The 19,713-nt window shown below is 63.9% G+C and carries 16 protein-coding genes; 7 read left to right on the top strand and 9 right to left on the bottom strand.

Annotated features, from left to right (window positions below):
• Positions 1 to 199 precede the first annotated feature (199 nt).
• The 4 genes from CR492_RS07570 (at position 200) to CR492_RS07555 (ending at position 5,942) form a co-directional block, all read left to right on the top strand.
• Complete coding sequence (locus CR492_RS07570) at positions 200 to 730, top strand: YcgN family cysteine cluster protein (RefSeq protein ID WP_102843223.1); 531 nt, start codon at positions 200 to 202, stop codon at positions 728 to 730.
• 158 nt (positions 731 to 888) lie between these two features.
• A complete protein-coding gene (rocD, locus tag CR492_RS07565) occupies positions 889 to 2,121 on the top strand; it encodes an ornithine--oxo-acid transaminase (RefSeq protein WP_102843140.1) in 1,233 nt (410 codons plus the stop codon).
• 79 nt (positions 2,122 to 2,200) lie between these two features.
• Positions 2,201 to 5,329: a bifunctional proline dehydrogenase/L-glutamate gamma-semialdehyde dehydrogenase PutA gene (gene putA, locus CR492_RS07560; protein ID WP_102843139.1), complete on the top strand. Its 3,129-nt coding sequence runs from the start codon at positions 2,201 to 2,203 to the stop codon at positions 5,327 to 5,329.
• 286 nt (positions 5,330 to 5,615) lie between these two features.
• A complete protein-coding gene (locus tag CR492_RS07555; protein WP_102843138.1) occupies positions 5,616 to 5,942 on the top strand; it encodes a YnfA family protein in 327 nt (108 codons plus the stop codon).
• A gap of 75 nt (positions 5,943 to 6,017) precedes the next feature.
• Here CR492_RS07555 and fliI read toward each other — a convergent pair whose 3' ends face one another.
• The 4 genes from fliI to CR492_RS07535 all read right to left on the bottom strand — a co-directional run bounded on the left by fliI (position 6,018) and on the right by CR492_RS07535 (position 9,948).
• Positions 6,018 to 7,382: a flagellar protein export ATPase FliI gene (gene fliI, locus CR492_RS07550; protein ID WP_102843137.1), complete on the bottom strand. Its 1,365-nt coding sequence runs from the start codon at positions 7,380 to 7,382 to the stop codon at positions 6,018 to 6,020.
• Positions 7,379 to 8,104 (bottom strand): flagellar basal-body rod protein FlgF, encoded by a 726-nt coding sequence (flgF, locus tag CR492_RS07545; RefSeq protein ID WP_102843136.1) that lies wholly within the window; start codon positions 8,102 to 8,104, stop codon positions 7,379 to 7,381. Before flgF ends, fliI begins: the two co-directional genes overlap by 4 nt.
• 3 nt (positions 8,105 to 8,107) lie before the next feature.
• The gene (locus CR492_RS07540) at positions 8,108 to 8,887 is read right to left on the bottom strand and encodes a DUF1217 domain-containing protein (RefSeq protein WP_102843222.1); all 780 of its coding nucleotides are present in this window, start codon (positions 8,885 to 8,887) and stop codon (positions 8,108 to 8,110) included.
• Between the two features lie 146 nt (positions 8,888 to 9,033).
• A complete protein-coding gene (locus CR492_RS07535; protein WP_102843135.1) occupies positions 9,034 to 9,948 on the bottom strand; it encodes a GNAT family N-acetyltransferase in 915 nt (304 codons plus the stop codon).
• A 190-nt stretch (positions 9,949 to 10,138) separates the two neighbouring features.
• Here CR492_RS07535 and CR492_RS07530 point away from each other — a divergent pair, with 190 nt between their 5' ends.
• Entirely contained in the window at positions 10,139 to 10,987 is an 849-nt protein-coding gene (locus CR492_RS07530; protein ID WP_180982464.1) for a lysophospholipid acyltransferase family protein, read from the top strand.
• 70 nt (positions 10,988 to 11,057) lie between these two features.
• On the opposite strand, the gene CR492_RS07525 is transcribed toward CR492_RS07530, so the two are convergent.
• Positions 11,058 to 11,522 carry an Lrp/AsnC family transcriptional regulator gene (locus CR492_RS07525; RefSeq protein WP_102843133.1) on the bottom strand — a complete coding sequence of 155 codons (465 nt, stop codon included), beginning with the start codon at positions 11,520 to 11,522 and terminating at the stop codon, positions 11,058 to 11,060.
• A 129-nt stretch (positions 11,523 to 11,651) separates the two neighbouring features.
• On the opposite strand from CR492_RS07525, the gene CR492_RS07520 reads away from it, so the two are divergent.
• Positions 11,652 to 14,045, top strand: a complete 2,394-nt coding sequence (locus CR492_RS07520) for a transketolase (protein WP_102843132.1) — start codon at positions 11,652 to 11,654, stop codon at positions 14,043 to 14,045.
• A 3-nt stretch (positions 14,046 to 14,048) separates the two neighbouring features.
• On the opposite strand, the gene ruvB is transcribed toward CR492_RS07520, so the two are convergent.
• Positions 14,049 to 15,095, bottom strand: a complete 1,047-nt coding sequence (gene ruvB, locus CR492_RS07515) for a Holliday junction branch migration DNA helicase RuvB (protein WP_102843131.1) — start codon at positions 15,093 to 15,095, stop codon at positions 14,049 to 14,051.
• An 80-nt stretch (positions 15,096 to 15,175) separates the two neighbouring features.
• On the bottom strand, positions 15,176 to 16,072 hold the full coding sequence (locus tag CR492_RS07510; protein ID WP_102843130.1) for a LysR family transcriptional regulator: 897 nt from the start codon (positions 16,070 to 16,072) through the stop codon (positions 15,176 to 15,178).
• Between the two features lie 98 nt (positions 16,073 to 16,170).
• On the opposite strand from CR492_RS07510, the gene CR492_RS07505 reads away from it, so the two are divergent.
• Entirely contained in the window at positions 16,171 to 17,202 is a 1,032-nt protein-coding gene (locus tag CR492_RS07505; protein ID WP_102843129.1) for an NAD-dependent epimerase/dehydratase family protein, read from the top strand.
• 115 nt (positions 17,203 to 17,317) lie between these two features.
• Here CR492_RS07505 and CR492_RS07500 read toward each other — a convergent pair whose 3' ends face one another.
• Entirely contained in the window at positions 17,318 to 18,124 is an 807-nt protein-coding gene (locus CR492_RS07500) for a 2OG-Fe(II) oxygenase (protein WP_102843128.1), read from the bottom strand.
• Between the two features lie 298 nt (positions 18,125 to 18,422).
• The gene (locus CR492_RS07495; protein WP_102843127.1) at positions 18,423 to 19,319 is read right to left on the bottom strand and encodes a 2OG-Fe(II) oxygenase; all 897 of its coding nucleotides are present in this window, start codon (positions 19,317 to 19,319) and stop codon (positions 18,423 to 18,425) included.
• Positions 19,320 to 19,713 lie beyond the last annotated feature (394 nt).

Raw genomic sequence — 19,713 nt, 5'->3', positions numbered from 1 at the left:
CGCCAGGGCCGACTATACAGATCATTCCGGCCGCTCGAAGGCGCAAGCGCCAGTTTAGCAAGCGGCTTGACGATTGTCACAAGGAAGCGCAAGTCCACGGTTCACCCGCATACCGAAAATGAATTGGAAAGGCGCTCCTGCCGTCGTGCCGCGATCCCCGTTAAATTCCTGCGAAACAAGCCCGGCCGCGCCCGACGCGGTGGGGCGGGCGCCTGCGCCAAAGGAGCAGAAAACCGCCGCGACGCCATTCTGGCGGCAAAAATCTCTCGAAGAAATGAACAAGACGGAATGGGAGAGCCTCTGCGACGGCTGCGGCCGCTGCTGCCTTGTCAAGCTCGAGGATGAAGATACGGGCGAGATCCATTTCACCGAGATCGCATGCAGGCTGTTCGACGCCGGCGCCTGCCGCTGCGCCGATTACGCCAACCGTCGCCGCAGGGTGCGCGACTGCATCAAATTGACGCCGGAGACGGCGCGCGGGCTGTCCTGGCTGCCGCCCTCTTGCGCCTATCGCCTTGTTTCGGAAGGACGTGATCTTTACTGGTGGCATCCGCTCGTATCGGGCTCGACGGAAACGGTCCATGAAGCCGGCGCGTCGGCGCGAGGCAAGGTCGTCGCGCTGGAAACCGAGATTGCGCTCAACGATTATCCGCACCACATTGTGAAATGGCCGGGCAAGTTGCCGCCGCGGGTTAAAAAGCCTGCGCGGCGGGCGAAAGGCGCAGATTGACGCGACGTTGAAAACTGCGCGTTGCGCTTTTTCGACCCAGTGGCGCGGCCTAGGGCCTTAATTCGCCGCGTTTTTTCGCGACTTGGGGGGCTAGCGCCATGATCTGCCCCCAAAGGCGGCGTAAGCCCAGCCGTTGGACCTTTAAAGCAGAGCTCGTTATGTCCGGGCAGCAAGCGATCAACCGTGAACATCTCTTCGGCGCCCGAAATTATGCGCCGCTTCCGGTCGTGCTGTCGCACGGGCGCGGCGCCCATGTTTTCGACGTGGACGGACATCGCTACATCGACATGATGAGCGCCTATTCGGCCGCGAGTTTCGGTCATCTGCATCCGCGGCTGGTGCAGGCCATGCGCGACCAGCTCGAGCGCCTCGACATCGTCTCCCGCGCCTTTCATTCCGATAACCTTGGCGCCTTTTATCAAGAACTTGCGCAATTTGCCGGTCTCGACGCCTGTCTCGTCATGAACACCGGAGCGGAGGCGGTCGAGACGGCGATCAAGGCCGCACGGCGCTACGCCTATGACGAGCTCGCCATTCCCGCCGACAAGGCGGAAATCATCGTCGCCAACGGCAATTTTCATGGCCGTACGACGACGATCGTCGGCTTTTCCGACGATCCCGATTCCAAACGCGGCTTCGGGCCTTTCGCGCCCGGCTTTGCGTCGGTTCCCTTCGGCGACGCCGAGGCGGTCGAGCTCGCGATCAACCGCTGCACGGCAGCGGTGCTGGTGGAGCCGATCCAGGGCGAGGGCGGCGTCATCGTCCCGCCGGAAGGCTATCACGCCAATTTACGCCGCATCTGCGACCGGCACGGCATCCTGCTCTTGTTCGACGAGGTGCAATCGGGTTTTGGCCGCACTGGCCGCAATTTCTGCTTTCAGCATGAAGGCGCGGTCCCGGACGGTCTCATCGTCGGCAAGGCGCTCGGCGGCGGCCTCATGCCCGTTTCCGCGTTTATCGCCCGTCGCGCGCTGATGGATGTGTTCACCCCCGGCAGCCATGGCTCGACTTTCGGCGGCAATCCGCTTGCCGCCGCGGTCGGGCGCGCGGCGATCGCCCTGATGCGGGAAGAGCAGCTGGCCGAACGGAGCCGCGCGCTCGGCGAAGTTTTGCTCGACGCAATGTCCCGCGTGCGTCATCCCGCGATCATCGCGCTGCGCGGCAAGGGCCTTTGGGCCGGAATCGAGCTCGATCCCTGCCAGGCAAAGGCGAAGGATGTTTGTCTCGCCATGATGCGGCGCGGCGTCCTTGCCAAGGAGACGCATGAGAGTGTGCTGCGGTTTGCGCCCCCTCTCGTCATCGAGGAGCGCGACTTGCTTCAGGCGGTGAACGCGTTCGGCGAAGCGCTGGACGAAGTCGCCGCCGTGCGCCGGGCGCGCTACGCCGGCTGACGCACGCGCGAACGAACCGGAGACGCGATAGCCGATCGACCGGGTTCGTGAATTCGCCAACTCATGAGGCTTGCTCCCCATGACTTCCGACGCTGTTTTCGGCCCTTTTTCAGTCCCCTATGCGCCGCCGGATGAGCCGATCGCCGCGCGCCTTCTGCAAGACGCCGGCCTCGACGCCGGCGCGGAGGCGCGGATCGACCGGCTTGGCCGTCGCCTCATCGAAGCGGCGCGCGGCGCTAAAACCGCCCGCATCGGCGGGCTTGAGGATCTGCTGCGCGAATATTCGCTCTCGACGGAGGAGGGCGTCGCGCTGATGGTGCTGGCCGAGGCGCTGCTCCGCGTGCCCGATTCCCTGACCGCCGACGCGCTCATCGCCGAAAAGATCGGCGCGGCGCGCTGGACCGCGGAGGGCGGCCATGCGTCAGAGCCGCTCGTCGTCTCGGCCGCGGCCTGGGCTTTGGGCGCCACCGCCCGCATGCTCGACAAGGGCAAGACGGCCGAAGGCGTCATCGCGCTGGCGGCGAAGCGGCTGGGGCTCGGCGCGCTGCGCGCCGCCGCGCGGCAGGCGATGCAGCTGATGGGCCAGCACTTTGTCTTTGCCGATGAAATCGAGGAGGCGCTGCGCCGCGCCTCCTCGCGTGTGGGAAGTCGCCATCTCTATTCCTTCGACATGCTGGGAGAAGGAGCGCGCACGAAGGCCGACGCGGATCGCTATTTCGAGTCCTATGCAAACGCCATTGAAAGCGTCGGCCGCGCGCGCGGAGCGGGCGTGTCGGAGCGGCTCGGCGTTTCGGTAAAACTCTCTGCGCTTCATCCGCGCTTTGAGCCCGCCTGCCGCGAACGCGTGATGCGAGAGCTGACGCCGCGTCTGATCGACCTCGCGCGGCTCGCCCGGCGGCATGATCTGCAACTGACGATTGACGCCGAAGAGGCGGACCGGCTCGAGCTTTCGCTCGATCTCATTGCGGCGGCGATGGCCGCGGGGGCGCTGCAAGACTGGAGCGGCTTTGGCCTTGCGGTGCAAGCCTATCAAAAGCGCGCCGGGGCGGTGATCGACCATGTCGCGGAGCTTGCCGCCAGACATCGCGCGCGCATGACGCTCCGGCTCGTCAAGGGCGCCTATTGGGACGCCGAAATCAAGCGGGCGCAGGAGCGCGGTCTTGCCGACTATCCGGTCTTCACGCGCAAGGCGATGACGGATCTGAATTATATCGCCTGCGCGAGGCGGCTGTTGGCGGCGCGTGCGCGGATTGCGCCGCAATTCGCCACCCATAATGCGCTGACCGTCGCGACCATCGTCACCATCGCGGGCGGCGTCGACGGCTACGAGTTCCAGCGCCTGCACGGCATGGGCGAGGAGCTTTACGCCGGGCTTCGCGCGGATTATCCGCAGCTTGCCTGCCGCATCTACGCGCCGGTCGGCCAGCATGAGAATCTGCTCGCTTATCTGGTGCGCCGCCTTCTTGAGAACGGCGCCAACTCATCCTTTGTCGCCCAGATCGGCGACCGCGATATTCCGGCCGCGGCCCTGCTTGAACGGCCGCAGAAAATCATCATTAACGCCGCCCGCGCCCGCGCCGCCGGGCTGCCCCCGCCGCGGGAGATTCATGGGCCTGAGCGCAAAGTTGCGGAGGGCGTTGAATTTGGCGATCGGGCTCAGGTCGAGCGTCTGCTCGGCTCGATCCGGCAGACCCCGGAGGCGCGCCAGGCGGAGCTGATTCTGGCCGGAGGCAAGAGCGCGCCGCAGCGCGCGGGCGGCCGCCGACAGGCGATCTCGCCCATCGATGGCGCGGCGGTGGGGTTCGTCGATGACACGGATCAAGATGCACTCGTCACGATGATGCAGGAGGCGCAAGCCGCTTTTCGAACGTGGTCGCGGCGCGCCGTCGAAGACCGGGCGGCGCGCCTTGACCGCGCGGCGCAAAGGCTGGAGGCGGAGGCGCCGCGCTGGCTGCGGCTGCTCCAGCTCGAGGGCGGCAAGACGCTTGACGACGCAGTCGCCGAATGGCGCGAGGCGATCGATTTTCTGCGCTATTACGCCGCCTTGGCGCGCAAAGCATTCGGGGCAGCGCCAAAACTGCCGGGCCCGACCGGGGAGGACAACAGGCTGCATTGCCATGGGCGCGGCGTTTTCGTCTGCATCAGCCCGTGGAATTTTCCGTTGGCGATTTTTCTGGGACAGGTCGCCGCTGCGCTCGTCTGCGGCAACGCCGTCATCGCCAAGCCGGCCGAGCAGACGCCGCTGATCGCCGCCGAGGCCGTCGCGCTGCTGCATAAGGCCGGCGTTCCCGCCGGCGCGCTGCGCCTTGCGCAGGGAGACGGAAAAATCGGCGCCGCGCTTGTCGCGCTGCCGGGCGTCGCCGGCGTCGCCTTCACCGGATCGGTCGAAGCGGCGGCAAGCATCAACAGGGCGCTTGCCGCAAAGGATGGGCCCATCGCGCCGCTGATCGCCGAGACGGGCGGCGTCAACGCCATGATCGTCGACGCCACCGCTCTGCCCGAACAGGTCGCGGACGATGTCGTCGCCTCGGCATTCCGCTCGGCCGGGCAGCGCTGCTCGGCGTTGCGCCTTTTGTGTTTGCAGGAGGAGGTGGCGGACAAGATGATCACGATGATCGCCGGCGCCGCGCGCGAGCTTCGCGTCGGCGATCCGCGCGATATCGGCGTGCAGATCGGCCCTGTGATCGACGCCGAGGCCAGGGCGGCGCTGCTTGCGCATATCGAGGCGATGCGCGCGCAAACGCAGAACGGCGTCGTCGCGCATTTTGCCGGCGAAGTCGACAAGGACGCGCCCGCCAATGGCTTCTATGTCGCGCCGCATATTTTCGAACTCGCTGCCGCTGGCGATCTCAAGCGCGAGGTGTTCGGACCGATCCTCCATGTCGTGCGCTACAAGGCGCCGGAACTCGACCTTCTGCTCGACGCCATCGAAGCGAAAAATTTCGGATTGACGCTCGGCGTCCATTCGCGCATCGATTCGACCATCGCCCGAATCCTTGAGCGGCGGCTGGCGGGAAATTGCTATGTCAATCGTAATATGATTGGGGCTGTTGTCGGGACGCAGCCCTTTGGCGGCTTTAACCTGTCCGGGACGGGGCCGAAAGCCGGCGGGCCACACTATCTTCAGCGCTTTGTCGTCGAACAGACGGTCACGATCAATACGGCGGCCGTTGGCGGCAATGTTCATTTGCTCAACGCGATCGATTGACGCGCGGCAGATAGTTGCGGCGTCGCCCCCGCCTGTTCTGCAAAGGCGCGACGGTCTGCCCCACCCAATCTCTGCACGGGATTTGCTTGGCAAGCGCCGGACCGACGCATGAAATCGCCGCCTCCTGTTCGCGCCGCCCGTCAAGGCGAAATTTCTGACCAATCCGCGTCGGTCGAGGCTCCAAACTATTGATGTGGAGCGATTTCTTATCGATCACATGTTTCCATGTGATCGGAAAGCGCTTTAAATCTTCGGCCTCCGCATGTGGCCGCGCCCTGGAGAGACTATGCTGACCGCGCTCGTTTACGCCGCCGCCGCCCTTGCGGAAATTGCCGGCTGCTTTTCCTTTTGGGCCTGGCTGCGGCTTGGAAAATCCGCGCTGTGGCTTATCCCGGGAACAGCGTCTTTGCTGTTGTTTGCGTGGCTTTTGACGCTGATCGACGTCAGCGCCGCCGGACGCGCCTATGCCGCCTATGGCGGCGTCTATGTCACGGTCTCGCTGCTGTGGCTGTGGGCGATGGAGGGCGTGTGGCCCGATCGCTTTGATCTTGGCGGAGCGGCGCTCTGCCTGATCGGGGCCGCTGTCATCGTCCTGGCGCCGCGGGCTGCGTAAGGACTCTGCCGCGCGAAGAGATCAGCTGCGCGCTCCCGTCGCGCGCTGGATTGAATTGCTTCGGCCATGCGGAAATCAGGAGGCGCCTGTGAGGCTCTGGGCGAGTTCGCGAAAGGCGTCGGCGCTCGGGGTCGATTGCGGCGATTGTTGCAGCGTCTTGTAGATTTTTGGCACTAGCACGACCGCCTGGTCGAGATCTGCGTCCTGCCCCGCCTTGTAGCCGCCCATCAGGCGCAGATCGCTGGTGTCCTCGAAGCGGGCGATCATGCCGCGCAGCTTGAGGACAAGGTCGCGCTGTTCGTCCGTCCAGGCGATTTGCGCCAGCCGTGAAATCGAGCCGAGCACATTGACGGCGGGAAAGCGACCCTGATCGGCGATCGCCCGGTCCAGCACAATATGCCCGTCGAGCGTGCCGCGCACGGCGTCCGCCACGGGATCATTGTGGTCGTCGCCGTCGACGAGCACCGAGAACACGCCAGTGATCGAACCTCCGCCTTCCTCGCCAGGACCCGCCCGCTCGAGCAGCTTCGGCAAATCGCTGAAGACGCTCGGCGTGTATCCGCGCGCGACGGGGGGCTCGCCGGCGGCCAGCGCGACGTCGCGCGCCGCATGGGCGAAACGGGTGACCGAATCGATAATGAGCAGCACCCGGTCGCCGCGATCGCGAAAGAACTCGGCGATCGCCATAGCCGTGCGCGGCGCGAGCCGGCGCATCGACGGCGTCTCGTCCCCTGTTGCGACGACGGCGACCGAAATCGCGCGATTGGCGGCAAGCGCGTCATCGAGGAATTCGCGCACCTCGCGGCCGCGTTCGCCGACGAGCGCGACAACGACGGTATCGAAATCCCTGGAGCCGGCAAGCATCGCCAGCAAGGTGGATTTGCCGACGCCGGACCCGGCGAATATGCCGATGCGCTGGCCGGCGCAGAGAGGGGTGAAGATGTCGATGACGCGGACGCCGGTGCGCAGCGGTTTTGCGACGCGGGCCCGGCGCATGGCGCTCGGCGGCGGGGCGTCGATCATGGCCCCGCGATCCCCCTGCGGCAGCGGTCCGGCGCCGTCGATCGGGGCGCCGAATGCGTTGACGACGCGGCCCTTCCAGCCCGGATGCGGCGCGATGCGCAGCGGCCCCGCGCAAAACACCCGCGCGCCAAGGCCTGTCAATGCGCCGGCCTCGAAAGTCTTGACGATGACGCCGTGCGGGTCGATCCGCACCACTTCGCCGCGGCTGGAGGCGCTTTCGGCTTCAGCGTCGGCGCCAAGGCCAAAGCGCACGCATTCGCCAAGCTTCACGAAGGGAGATAGTCCGGCGACGCGGGCATGGGAGGGAGATAATTCAGCGACGGCGCCGCTGATCCGCACCAGCGGCTCCGTCGCCGCCTGCGTCATGGCCCGCTCCAGTTTTGCGAGGGCGCCATCTGCGGCGGGCAGGCTGCTCATGACGTCGCGCCGAGTGTCTTAATGGCGTCTTTCAGGGAGGATTCCGACCCTTCGGTCGCGGAATGGATGTTGTCGAAAGCGCGCGAGACCATGATGAGCTTGGCCATTTCGAGAATCGGATTGATGTTGGCTCCCTCGATAAAGCCCTGATGGACGCCATTGTTGCTGAAATCGAGTTCGGCCGTCGCCGGCAGATCGCTCGTCACGCCGGAGTTGGTGTAGCGTTTGAGCTTGGCCTGTGTGTCGAGATTGAAAATGCCGATCGCGCCGACCTGATGGCCGTTCTGCGCGATCATGCCGTCCTGCGCGATGGTCGGCGGCCCCGCGGCCGGATCGAGCAGGATCGGCGTCGCGCCGGCGTCGAGGACCGGAAAGCCGTCGACGCTGACGAGCGCTCCGCTCTCCTCCATATGCATTCGGCCGTCCTTTGTGTAGACAGTCCCGTCAGGCGTTTTCAGGGAAAGCCAGCCGTGGCCCTGAACGGCGACGTCGAGCGGGCCGTCCGTCTTGATGGGAACGCCTCCGCGCCGCGAGATGAAGGATTCGCCATTCGAGACGAAGGCGACGGGATTGGCGCCGGCCTTCGACAGGAGCGACTTGAATTCGACCTCCTCGGCCCGGTATCCGGGCGTACTCTGATTGGCGACATTCGCCGCGATGGTGGTCAGCCGCCGGTCGAGCGCGACCAGCCCCGACAGCGAGACGTAAAGTCCGCCTTGCATCGATCAGCTCCCTCCGAGCTTGAGATTGGCGAGGCTCGTGAGAAGGCTCTGGCTGATGTCAGGCGTCGAGACCTGGAGCGCGGACGAGGGCGTCGTTGAAGCGCTCGATGGATGCTGCAAGTCATAGTTGGCGGTGAAGCGTTGAATGAGCTTTTGCAGCTTGGCGGGATTCTGCAAATCGCTGATTTTGAACAGTCCGTTGATCGTTTTCGCCTGCAGATCGATATTTTGATTCGACATTGACGTCGAAAGGCCGAAGGCGGTCTGCACGACGCTGAGCAGGGTTTTGTCGGCGAGGACGCCGTAGGCGCTTTTGAGGGTCGGCGCGACGCGCTTGAAATACAGCGCCATTTTCGCTCCCTCATTTTGCTTGCCGACATTGGTTTCAAGCGTCTGCTCGACATAATTGTCGGTGGTTGTCTTCTGGGTGTCGGCCGAAATTGTCGTCTCTGCGCCTTTGACGGAAAAATTATAGGCTGTGGCGAGCGCCTTGTAGCGTCCGCTGCTGAGCGTCGAAGCGAGAGATCCGCTGTCGGAGGGGTCACTGGTCAGGACCTTGCGGATGAGGCCCTTGGCATAGGCCATGTCGCTGAGGCCGTAGGCTTTCAGCACATAGGTGTAGAGCCTCTGGTTCTTCATAAAGTCGTCGATCGACTTTACCTTCCCGATATTCGCCTCGTAATAGGCGGTCTCCCTCTTGGCGACCGTATCGGAGGCGGCGCCCTCGAGCGATTTGCTGAAATTTCGCGTCAGCAGCGTGTAGTAAAGCGTCGAGTTCAGCATGCCTTGGTCCCGCAACGAATGGCGCAGTCTTTCACCGCGATCATGCGCGAACCTGACCGCGGCCTCCTTGCGCCAGTCTGCGCGCGACGCGCGAAGAGAGCTCAAACCCGGATGATTGCATTTTAAGGAAAGCCCGGCGCGACGCGTCAGGCGAGAACGCTGTCTGGCCGCTCCATCGGCGCGCCGAAATAGGCGGCGTAGCGGTCTTCCATATCGGCCAGCGGCATGATGGTGAAAACATCGGTTGCGCCGAATTGCGCGTCGACCACGGCGCCGGCGCCGAATTTTGCGCCGACCCGCAGATAGGCCTTGATCAATGGCGGCAGCGCCGCCAGCGCGCTGCGGGCGTCGATTTCCTGCGGCTCCAGAATATCGACGTTCGCCTCGCGCCCCGGCAGCGGCCGAACGTCCCAGGCGTCGGGCGCCTGAGCCTGGTGGCGCAGGAAACTTAAAGGGACGGCGAGCGCCCGCGGATCGACGCCGGGAAGGCTGGCGCAGCCGATCAGCGCGTCGATGCGGTGGCGCGACGCATAAAGCCAGAGGCCGCGCCACAATAATTCGATCACGCGCTTGGAGCGGTAGCGCGGATGGACGCAGGCGCGGCCAAGTTCGAGAAAGCGGGTTCCCTGGCGGCGCCTGACGAGCGCTTCAACGTCGAATTCGCGCTGGCTGTAAAAGCCGAAATGACGTTCGGCGACGTCCTGCCGCAACAGGCGATAGGCGCCGACGATCTTCGGCTTCGGCCGGCCGAATCGATTGGTCCGCTCGAGATCAATGACGAGAAGGTGGTCGCACACCGAATCATATGGGCAGATGTCGCGCCGGGTCAGCTTCGCCGCGGCGTCGGGCCGCGCTCCGCCTTCCTCGAAAAAGACCTCATAGCGCAGGCGCTGCGCCTTGCGGATTTCCTTCTTCGTCGTCGCGAGCCTGACCTCAAAGGGTCCGAAACGCGCGACGAGGGCGTTGCTCGGGAGCGGGGTTCGCCCGAAGCGGGCGAGGCGCGCGAAGCCGCCCGAGACGGGCGCGATCTCGCCGGACGGCGCGTCGAAGGAGTGCGTCAAGTCATGATTCCGCTTTCGATGATCGCGTCCGATTTAGGATTTTGACGCAAAGTTTTGATGACGCGAATACGACAAATCATGGCGTTAGCGCTGTTCACCGTCATCAAACTGCAAGCCGGCGGGCATAAGGCTTTGCCGTTATGGTCTGCCTCGGGAGGCTCGCCTGGCCGTTCTGCGCGCTGTTCTGCTTGTGCTTGCCTTTGTTGTTTTCCTCTGCATTGGAATTCCGGCGCAGAGCCTTGCCGCACGGCTGCGCCGCCCCGCGCGCGTCGATCCGTCGGTTGTCTTCTGCCGCGTGCTGATCCGAGTCCTGCGCGTAAAAATCAGCGTTTCCGGCGCCGCCTGTTCCTCGCGTCCGCTGCTGCTCGCCGCCAATCATGTCTCATGGATCGACGTTCTCGCCCTCGGCAGTCTCTCCGGCTTCAGCTTTCTCGCCAAGCGCGAAGTCGGGTCCTGGCCTTTGATTGGCGCGATCGCTCGCCAGCAGGGGACGGTCTTTGTCGATCGAAAGCGGCGACGGTCGATTCCCGCCGCCAATGCGGCGATGGCGGAGCGCATGCTCGAAGGGCGGCGGGTCCTCCTGTTTCCGGAAGGAACCACCGGCGACGGAAGGGCGCTCGGCGCCTTTCGCAGTTCGCATTTCGCCAGCGCCCGCGACCTTCTCGCGGGGGCGGTAGAAGTCGAGGACGTCGCTGTGCAGCCGGTCGCGATCTGCTATTCCGCACTGTCGGCCGCCTGGCTTGGCGATGCGGCGTTGCTTCCTCACCTTTGGCAGGTTCTGACCGGCGAGCCGCTGCGCTGCAAAATCATATTCGGCGCCCCCCTGCGCTTCGCGCGCGGCGCGGATCGCAAGATAATCGCCCGCGAGGCCGGCTCGCGGGTTGCCCACATGTTGGCGGCCTCGCCGGCGCTTGCCGCAAGCGTTCAAGGGCGGACGCTCGAAGCCGCGCGCACGCCCGCAAAACCTGTCGCCGACCCCGCTTCCAATGCCGAGGAGTCGGGGGCGGGGCGTCGTGAACAGGCCTGGGCGGAGGAATGAACTCGGCCGATCCCGCGAGCGTGCGGTTTGATCGACCGTCCGCCGCGTTTTTCGTTTCGGCTCGCCGAAGCTAAAGCAGCGGCAACGCCTCCGAACGCTTGACCTGGCCGAGCGCAAAGCTTGTCTCGATGGAGGCGACGCCGTCGAGCCGCGTCAGCTTGTCCTTCAGGAAGCGCTCGTAGGATTCAAGATCACGCGCGACGATGCGCAGCAGATAGTCGCGTTGCCCCGTCATCAGATAACAATCGACGACTTCCGGCCAGCGCTCCACCGCTCTGGCAAAACGGTCAAGATCGCCCTCTCTCTGACGCTCGAGTTTGACCGAGGCGAAGGCGCTGATCGGCAGGCCGACTTTGGTTTGATCGATGATCGCGGCGTATTTTTTGATGACGCCGGATTGCTCCAGAAGCCGCACGCGCCGGGCGCAGGGCGAGGGCGAAAGCCCGACCCGCTCCGCGAGCTCCTGCGTCGTGATTCTGCCGTCATTCTGCACGGCGGCGATGATCTTGCGGTCGATCTCGTCGATCTGATGCATTAGCGGGTTTTCCCAGATTTTCGCACGAGATTAGTGGATACCGCTAAAAAATGCCGGCCGGCAAGCAAAGTTTAGCTCCGATCGGCTCGCCGCCCCAGCTATTCTTGTGGCCGTGACAGGAGCTCGTCGATGAGTGATCCACGCCTTCCAATGCTTGCCGCTCTCGAACGCAAGGCGCTGTGGCTCGCGACTTGGATGATCCACAACGCCAACCATCTCCGCTCCCACGCGGACGGGCTGAAGGTCGGCGGCCATCAGGCCTCGTCGGCTTCGGCGGCGACGATCATGACCGCTCTCTATTTTGCAGCGCTTCGCCCGGAGGACCGCGTCGCCGTCAAGCCGCACGCGAGCCCGGTCTTTCATGCGATCCAATATTTGTTCGGCCTGCAGAGCGTCGAAAAGCTGAAGAATTTTCGCGGCTTCGGGGGCGCGCAATCCTATCCCTCGCGCACCAAGGATGTTGACGACGTGGATTTCTCGACGGGTTCCGTCGGGCTTGGCGTCGCGCAGACCCTGTTCGCCTCGCTGACGCAGGATTATCTGCGGGCGAAAGGGTGGGCGAGCGACAAGCGTGAGGGGCGGATGGTCGCGCTGATCGGCGACGCCGAAATGGACGAGGGGAATATTTTCGAGGCGCTGCTCGAAGGCTGGAAACAGGGCCTGAAGAACACATGGTGGATCGTCGACTACAATCGCCAGAGCCTTGACGCGGTAGTGCGCGAAGGGTTGTGGGCGCGATTTGAAAAGCTGTTTGAGAATTTCGGTTGGGACGTCGTCATTCTCAAATACGGCTCGCTACAGCGCGCCGCCTTCGCCGAGCCGAGCGGCGATGCGCTGCGCGGCTGGATCGACGCCTGTCCCAACGAGCTCTACTCAGCGCTCGCCTTTCAGGGCGGGGCAGCGTGGCGCAAGCGCCTGTCTGACGATCTTGGCGATCAGGGCGCATTTTCGCGCCTGATCGGGCGGCGCACGGATGATGAGCTGGCGCGGCTGATGAACAATCTTGGCGGGCATGACCTTGCTTCGCTGCTCGAGGCTTTCGAGGCCGCGCGGACCCATGATCGGCCGGTGTGCTTCATTGCTTATACGATCAAGGGTTTTGGCCTTCCGCTCGCCGGACACAAGGATAACCACGCCGGCTTGATGACGCCGGCGCAGATCGCAACTCTACGCGCTGCGATGAATGTGCGCGAGGGCCATGAGTGGGACAAATTCGAGGGCCTCGAGTCGCCGCGGACCGAGCTTGAGGCGTTCATCAAAAGCGCGCCCTTCGTTCAGGCGGGGCGGCGCCGGTTTACGGCCGCGCCGATTGCAACGCCCGATCGGCTTGACTACACGCCACAACCGGAAATGTCGACACAACAGGGATTCGGCCTGTTGATGCATGACATCGCGAAAGGGAAGTCGAATTTCGCAAATCGCGTCGTCACCACGTCGCCGGATGTGACCGTTTCGACCAATCTTGGCGCCTTCGTCAATCGCCGCGGCCTGTTCGCGCGGGAGGATCAGGCCGATCTCTTTCGCACGGAACGGATTCCCTCGACCTTCAACTGGAGTTTTTCCAGCGCGGGGCAACATATCGAACTCGGCATTGCCGAGATGAACCTGTTCACCATGTTGTCGACGCTCGGGCTTTCGCACGCGATTTTCGGCGAGCGTCTGCTGCCCGTCGGGACGCTCTATGATCCCTTCATCGAGCGCGGTCTCGATGCCCTGAACTACGCCTGCTATCAGGATGCGCGCTTTATTCTCGTGGCGACTCCTTCGGGCGTTACGCTGGCCCCGGAAGGCGGCGCACATCAATCGATAGCAACGCCGCTGATCGGCATGGCGCAGGACGGGCTGGCGAGTTTCGAGCCGGCTTTCGTCGACGAACTCGCCGTCATTCTGCGCTGGGCGTTCGACTATATTCAGAGGTCGGGCGAGGCCGCGCTCCGCGCCGGAAGTTGGCTTCGAGACGAGACCGGCGGCGCGGTCTATCTGCGGCTGTCGACGCGCGCTCTGGAGCAGCCGCAACGGGCGATGACCGCGGCGCTCGCCGCCGATATCATCGACGGCGCCTATTGGGTCCGAAAGCCGGGTCCCAACGCCGAGATCGTCGTGGCCTATACGGGCGCCGTGGCCGCCGAGGCGATCGCCGCGGTGGGGCTGATGGCCGAAGATCGGCGCGACGTCGGGCTGCTCGCCGTGACCTCGGCCGATCGCCTCAACGCCGGCTGGACCGCGGCGAGCCGCGCGCGCGAGGAGGGGATAGCGGCGACAAGCCATGTCGAGCATCTTCTGGCGGAAACGCCGGAGCAATGCCGCCTCGTCACGGTGCTGGACGGGCATCCGGCGACGCTCGGTTGGCTTGGCTCCGTACAGGGCCACCGCACGCGCGCGCTCGGCGTCGAGCATTTCGGCCAGACCGGGACCGTTCAGGATCTTTACCGGCATCATGGCGTCGACGCGCGCGCCATTGTCGCGGCGGCGCAGACGATCGCCCCCGGCCGGCCGATCCGGCATTTGCGGACGGCGCCGTGACTTCTATTCCTCGCCGCCCTCGGAAAACAGCTGGAACTGGGTCTTTTCGCGCGGCGGTTCGGCGAGGCCGAGGTGCCGGAAAGCGTGGCTCGTCAGCATGCGGCCGCGCGGCGTCCGCTGCAAAAACCCCTGCTGGATCAGATAGGGCTCGATAATGTCTTCGATCGCGTCGCGCGGCTCGGACAGAGCGGCGGCGATGGTCTCGACTCCGACCGGGCCGCCGCCGAACGAGAGCGCGATGGTCTGCAAGAAGCGCCGGTCCATCTGGTCGAGGCCAATATGGTCGACGTCGAGCAGGCGCAGCGCCCTGTCGGCTACGGCGCGCGTGATCTCGGGGTCGCCGTCGACGGCGGCGAAGTCGCGCACGCGCCGCAGCAGGCGGCCGGCGATGCGCGGCGTCCCGCGCGCGCGGCGGGCGATCTCATTGGCGCCCTCGTCGGCGATCGGGATCGAAAGCACGCGGGCGCCGCGCCGGACAATTCGTTCGAGCTCCTCCACCGTATAATATTCAAGGCGGATCGGAATGCCGAAGCGGTCGCGCAGCGGGGTCGTCAGCAGCCCGGCTCGCGTCGTCGCGCCAACCAGCGTGAATTTGGCGAGATCAATCTTGACCGAGCGTGCGCCCGGACCTTCGCCAATGATGAGATCAAGCTGGAAATCCTCCATCGCCGGATAGAGGATTTCCTCGATCGCCGGATTGAGGCGGTGGATTTCGTCGATGAACAGCACGTCGCGGTCTTCAAGGCCGGTCAGCTGCGCCGCGAGATCGCCGGCTTTGGCGATCACCGGCCCGGAGGTCGAGCGGAAATTGACGCCAAGCTCGCGCGCGACGATCTGCGCCAGCGTCGTCTTGCCAAGGCCAGGCGGTCCCCAGAACAGCACATGGTCGAGCGCCTCGCGCCGCGCCTTGGCGGCCTCGATGAACACTTTGAGATTGGCTCTGGCCGACGCCTGGCCGGTGAAATCGGCGAGCGCAAGGGGACGCAGCGACGGCTCCGCGTCGTCTTCGCGAGCGTCCGGGGCGATAAGACGGCGTGTTTGTGGCGCCAAGAGACAGCGATCCTCAAGATGTGAGTCGCGAGCCTAGCACGAACGCCGAATCTTGCCGACAACAACGCCGATAACGAAGCTCAGGGCTGGGATTGCGCGACATAGGCCGCAAGCCCCGCGGCCAGATGATCCATCATCAGCCGCAGCCGCCGGCTTGCGCGCAAATCCTCGTGCAGCGCAAGCCACATGTCCAAAGTAAAGCCGATCTCTCCGGGGAAAATCGGGATAAGCTCCGGATCGCGGCGCGCGATGCCGTGCTGAATGAAGCCGATGCCGAAGCCGGCGCGGATCGCGGCCAATTGCGCGAGATCGCTGTCGGCGCGCAGGGCGAAATCGTCGCGCGTCAGGGGCAGGCGGGTCAGCATCTCTCGCAAGAAGGGCGTCCCCCGGTCGAAGCCGATCAAGGCGTGATCGCGCGCCAGCGTCGCGAGCGAGCGCAGCGGGGGCGCCCCCTCCAGATAGCGCCGATGGGCGTAGAGGCCGAGGCTTACCGCTCCGATATGCCGCGTCACCAGCGCCTGCTGGCTCGGGCGCACCATGCGCACGGCGATGTCGGCGTCGCCGCGAAGCAGATCCTCCACCCGGTTCGAAAGGGCAAGTTCGATCGTCGCCGCGGGATGGGCGCGGCGAAAAGCGCCAAGCAATGCGGGCAGGACTTCCGCCCCGATGATGTCGCTCGCCGTGACGCGCACGACGCCCGAAGCGCCGTCGGTCCCGCCGGAGGCGAGCCGCATCATTGCGCCGGCCGCGGCCGCCATCGCTTCGGCATGAGGGGCGATGTCCCGCGCCGCGTCGGTCGGAACGAGGCCGCGCGGCGAGCGGATGAACAGGGCCGCGCCCAAGTTGCGCTCCAGCTCGGCGATCTGGCGCCCGAGCGTCGGCTGGGCGAGGCCCAAAGCGCGCGCGGCGCCCGAAAGACTGCCCTCCCGCAACACGGCGACGAAGGCGCGATAATGGCTCCAGTCGGGCTCGATCATGCAAATATGTATATCTACGATACGAGATCAGGCAATTCGCGAATAGCGCTGATCGGCGATAGTCGGCTCCAAGGTCATTCGACGACAAGGAGAAGCCCATGTCCGACTCGCATACCAGAATCGCTCTCGTCATCGGCGCCGCCGGCGGCGTCGGGGGAGAAACATCCGGCGCGCTCGCGCGCCACGGCTGGCGCGTGCGCGGCCTCACCCGGCGTCCGCAGCCGGCGAACGCGGCGATCGAATGGATCGCCGGCGATGCGATGAATGCAGCCGATGTGCTGCGCGCCGCGCAGGGCGTCTCGTTGATCGTTCACGCCGCCAACCCGCCGGGATACCGCAACTGGGACACGCAGGTGCTGCCGATGCTGGATCATACGATCGCCGCCGCCAAAGCGGTCGGCGCGCGCATCGTGTTGCCCGGCGCGGTGTATAATTTCGGCGCGGACGCGTTTCCCGTGCTGCGGGAAGATTCGCCGCAGCATCCGACGACACGCAAAGGCGCGATCAGGGTGGAGATGGAGAAGCGGCTGAAAGCGGCGGCCAGCGCGGGCGCCCCGGCGCTGATCGTGCGCGGCGGTGACTGGTTCGGCCCGAAGACGACGGCAAACAGCTATTTCACCGCGGTCATGGTTCGGCCCGGCGCGCCGGTCAAATGGATTGTCGATCCCGCGCGGCGCGGCGCCAGCCACGCCTGGGGCTATCTTCCGGATGTCGGCGAAACGATCGCGCGGCTGATGGATCGCGAGACTGCCTTAGGCAATTTTGAAGTGTTTCATTTCGCCGGCCATCAGCTTCAGCCCGGCGAAATGGCGGCGGCGATCGCAAAGGCGGCAGGCAGCCCGCAAGTGCAGGTCTGGCCCTTTCCCTGGACTCTGGTCGTCGCTTTGCAGCCTTTCGTCCGGCTGTTCCACGAACTCGCGGAACTCCGCTATCTGTGGAGCGAATCCATTTCGCTGGACGGCGGCAAGCTCGAGACTTTCCTCGGCGCCGACCTGCCGGCGACGCCGCTCGATATCGCGGTGCGCGACACACTGGTTGGTCTTGGATGCCTCAAACAGAAGGCGCCAGACCAAGTAAAGATTGACAGGCCCGCGACCGGAGCGTCAGGCGGCGCGCAACACGCGCCGTAATCCCGTGGGGAACAAAGATTGCGAGCGTCAACCGTCTCGCTTGCGGCCACGCTTTAGCGCAGCAGCGACCTCACTTTGCGGGTGGCGTCGACGAGGATCGGCGGGACCAAATATTTCAGCGCGCTCGACAATCTTTCGCGCGTCGGCGTTGCGATCGGTTGGGGATACAATGTGCTGTGACGATGTCCCCGTCGGATCGTCCATTGCTGTAGTAATAGGCCGCGACGGATCGGCGGTGACGCTCATTTGGCGCCTCGATAGGTTTCGGGTGCCCATGCAGACTTTTCGACGATTGATAGAAAAGCACCGAGCGCCCAAATTCCGGCGTCACCTCCGCGCCTTTTGCGTTCGTTTCCAAATCCCAGAGCTCGAGGGCGCCGCCATAGGACGAGCGCCAATCCTCATTCAGGTAAGTGATGAACACCAGACGATTGTCGAGCCGCGTCACCGGATGCAGGTTGAAGTCGATATGCATCGCGAATTTACCGCCGGGCGGGATGTCATGCAGGCCTCCCGCGGAAAGGGAAGGATCTGTAACGAGCCCGGGGATGCCGGATACGCGTTCGAGAAAATTAACGAAGCGGCTCGAATAGATCGTATTGAAATAGAATTCGCTCGCATGCCCGAGTCTTGGGTTGGCGATTGATGCGCGTTTGACTTCGTTCGAATTGTCGTAGCGCCTCCATTCGCTCCAGCTGAGGCGCGCGAAATCGGCATGCACAAGCCTCAAAAGCTTGGGAGGAAACAGGCCGTCGATGACGAGGTAGGGAAATGGCTTGTTGTGTATAAAAGTTTCGTGAAGCGTCTTGATCGTGTCCTCGCGAAAAAACGCTTCGTTCAGCGTTTCATCGAGTGCGAGACTTATGCCGTCGATAATTATTTTATCGGAGCATACTGAATCCGAGTCGCAACTACACACCATTTTTATTCAATCTATAGTTGATTATACTTAATTTATGCTGCGCTGGATTGCGTATGCATGGCCTCAACGAACCGTAAGCGCGCCTCAGCTTAAACGCAACGGTGAGCTTGTCAGGATTAGTTCGAAAAATCGCCTGTATCGATCAATTATGCTCGATACAGGCGACGATCGATTCTGCTGTTGAGGGAATTCCAGACGAAGGACTTATTACAAGTTGCAAGGTCGCCGGGACGACCGAACTCACGACGCGTAAGGCAAGGGCGCGGAGGCGCTCAGCTTCTTGTTGGAAGCCCGCAGCTCATTTGACGAACGACTTCAGCTTCCGGGCGGCGTCGAACAGCACCGGCGGCACGAAATATTTCAGCGTATTGCGGAGTTTCTCGAATTCCGGCGCATCGTTCGCAACCGGAAACTGGGTCGTGTGGAATTCGGGTCCGTCGCCGTCAGAGCGGCCGCTGGAATAGAAATAGGCCGCCGCCGACCGGCGGTGGCGCCCGTTTGGCGCGTTCACCGGCTTTGGATGGCCATGCAGGCTTTTCGAGGATTGGTAGAACATGGCGGTGCGTCCGAACACCGGTTCGATGTTGGCGACGCACGCGTTCGTTTCGACGTCCCAAAGCTCGAGGCCGCCGCCATATTCGGGCCGCCAGTCCTTGTTCAGATAGGTGATAAAGACGAGCCGATTGTCGAGCTTGGTGATCGAATGCTGATTGAAATCGATATGCATGGCGAATTTGCCGCCGGTCGGAATGTCGTGCAGGCCGCCGGCAAATAATTCGGGATCGGTGACCAGCCCCTCGATGCCCGTCACTTTTTCCAGGAACTCGACGAACTCGCCGGAATAGATCGTGTTGAAATAGAGCTGGCTGGCGTTGCCGAGCCGGGTTTTCGGCGCGGAGCCGCGCTTCAATTCATTGGCGTTGTCGTAACGGCGCCAGTCACTCCAGTTGAGGCGGTCGAAATCGGCGAGCATGAGCTCGAGCAGGCGCGGGTTGAACAGCCCCTCGAACACGATATGGGGAAAGGGCTTGGCCGCGAAGAAGGCGTCATGCAGTTCGGCCGCCCGTTTTGGCGCGAGGTAATCCGGATTGATAAGCTCGTCGAATCGAAGCGTGGCGCCGTCGATGACGACATGGTCGTTGTTTCTCTGAACGGCTGCTGAGCCTGACGGGGAGAGCGTGGAAGCCTCGGACATGGGCGAACGATCCTTGGGCGAATGATGCTTGGACGAAAATTCCTGGGCGAAACGATTCTCGGGCGGAGCGCAAAGCGGAAACAGCGCGCCGCAATCAATCTCCCCCGGCAGGGCGCCCTCCCCGACAGGCGGCCGCCTCGACAGTACCGCAGTTTCGCTCGGGGCGCGACGTCAAACGATGACCGGACCACCAAGCATAATCAAATCCACGTTTGAAAATCAATCCGCGCTGCAAGCTTTTGTCCGCGTTGCTTCGTCGCGGCGGCGTGCAATGCCGCTTTTGAGCAGACGAATACTCGAAATAAAAGCTTGCCTATTTTGATTTGGCTCAATGTCTTTTTACGCGAATTTATTCGCCTGCGTATCTGACAAGTTAGCGTCTGTATTGACGGCG

It is taken from the genome of Methylocella silvestris (assembly GCF_002891535.1).
GTDB classification, from domain to species: domain Bacteria; phylum Pseudomonadota; class Alphaproteobacteria; order Rhizobiales; family Beijerinckiaceae; genus Methylocapsa; species Methylocapsa silvestris_A.
Note: the sequence above shows the minus strand (reverse complement) of the source record. Positions and strands in the feature narration are given on the sequence as shown.

What these genes read in the sequence shown, in the direction of transcription:
- CR492_RS07525 (WP_102843133.1), bottom strand. Translation starts at nt 11,522, where the DNA reads ATGCATCAGATCGACGAGATCGACCGCAAGATCATCGCCGCCGTGCAG.
- CR492_RS07540 (WP_102843222.1), bottom strand. Translation starts at nt 8,887, where the DNA reads ATGCTGAACTCGACGCTTTACTACACGCTGCTGACGCGAAATTTCAGC.
- flgF (WP_102843136.1), bottom strand. Translation starts at nt 8,104, where the DNA reads ATGCAAGGCGGACTTTACGTCTCGCTGTCGGGGCTGGTCGCGCTCGAC.
- CR492_RS07495 (WP_102843127.1), bottom strand. Translation starts at nt 19,319, where the DNA reads ATGTCCGAGGCTTCCACGCTCTCCCCGTCAGGCTCAGCAGCCGTTCAG.
- rocD (WP_102843140.1), top strand. Translation starts at nt 889, where the DNA reads ATGTCCGGGCAGCAAGCGATCAACCGTGAACATCTCTTCGGCGCCCGA.
- fliI (WP_102843137.1), bottom strand. Translation starts at nt 7,382, where the DNA reads ATGAGCAGCCTGCCCGCCGCAGATGGCGCCCTCGCAAAACTGGAGCGG.
- CR492_RS07510 (WP_102843130.1), bottom strand. Translation starts at nt 16,072, where the DNA reads ATGATCGAGCCCGACTGGAGCCATTATCGCGCCTTCGTCGCCGTGTTG.
- CR492_RS07505 (WP_102843129.1), top strand. Translation starts at nt 16,171, where the DNA reads ATGTCCGACTCGCATACCAGAATCGCTCTCGTCATCGGCGCCGCCGGC.
- CR492_RS07555 (WP_102843138.1), top strand. Translation starts at nt 5,616, where the DNA reads ATGCTGACCGCGCTCGTTTACGCCGCCGCCGCCCTTGCGGAAATTGCC.
- putA (WP_102843139.1), top strand. Translation starts at nt 2,201, where the DNA reads ATGACTTCCGACGCTGTTTTCGGCCCTTTTTCAGTCCCCTATGCGCCG.
- CR492_RS07520 (WP_102843132.1), top strand. Translation starts at nt 11,652, where the DNA reads ATGAGTGATCCACGCCTTCCAATGCTTGCCGCTCTCGAACGCAAGGCG.
- CR492_RS07500 (WP_102843128.1), bottom strand. Translation starts at nt 18,124, where the DNA reads ATGGTGTGTAGTTGCGACTCGGATTCAGTATGCTCCGATAAAATAATT.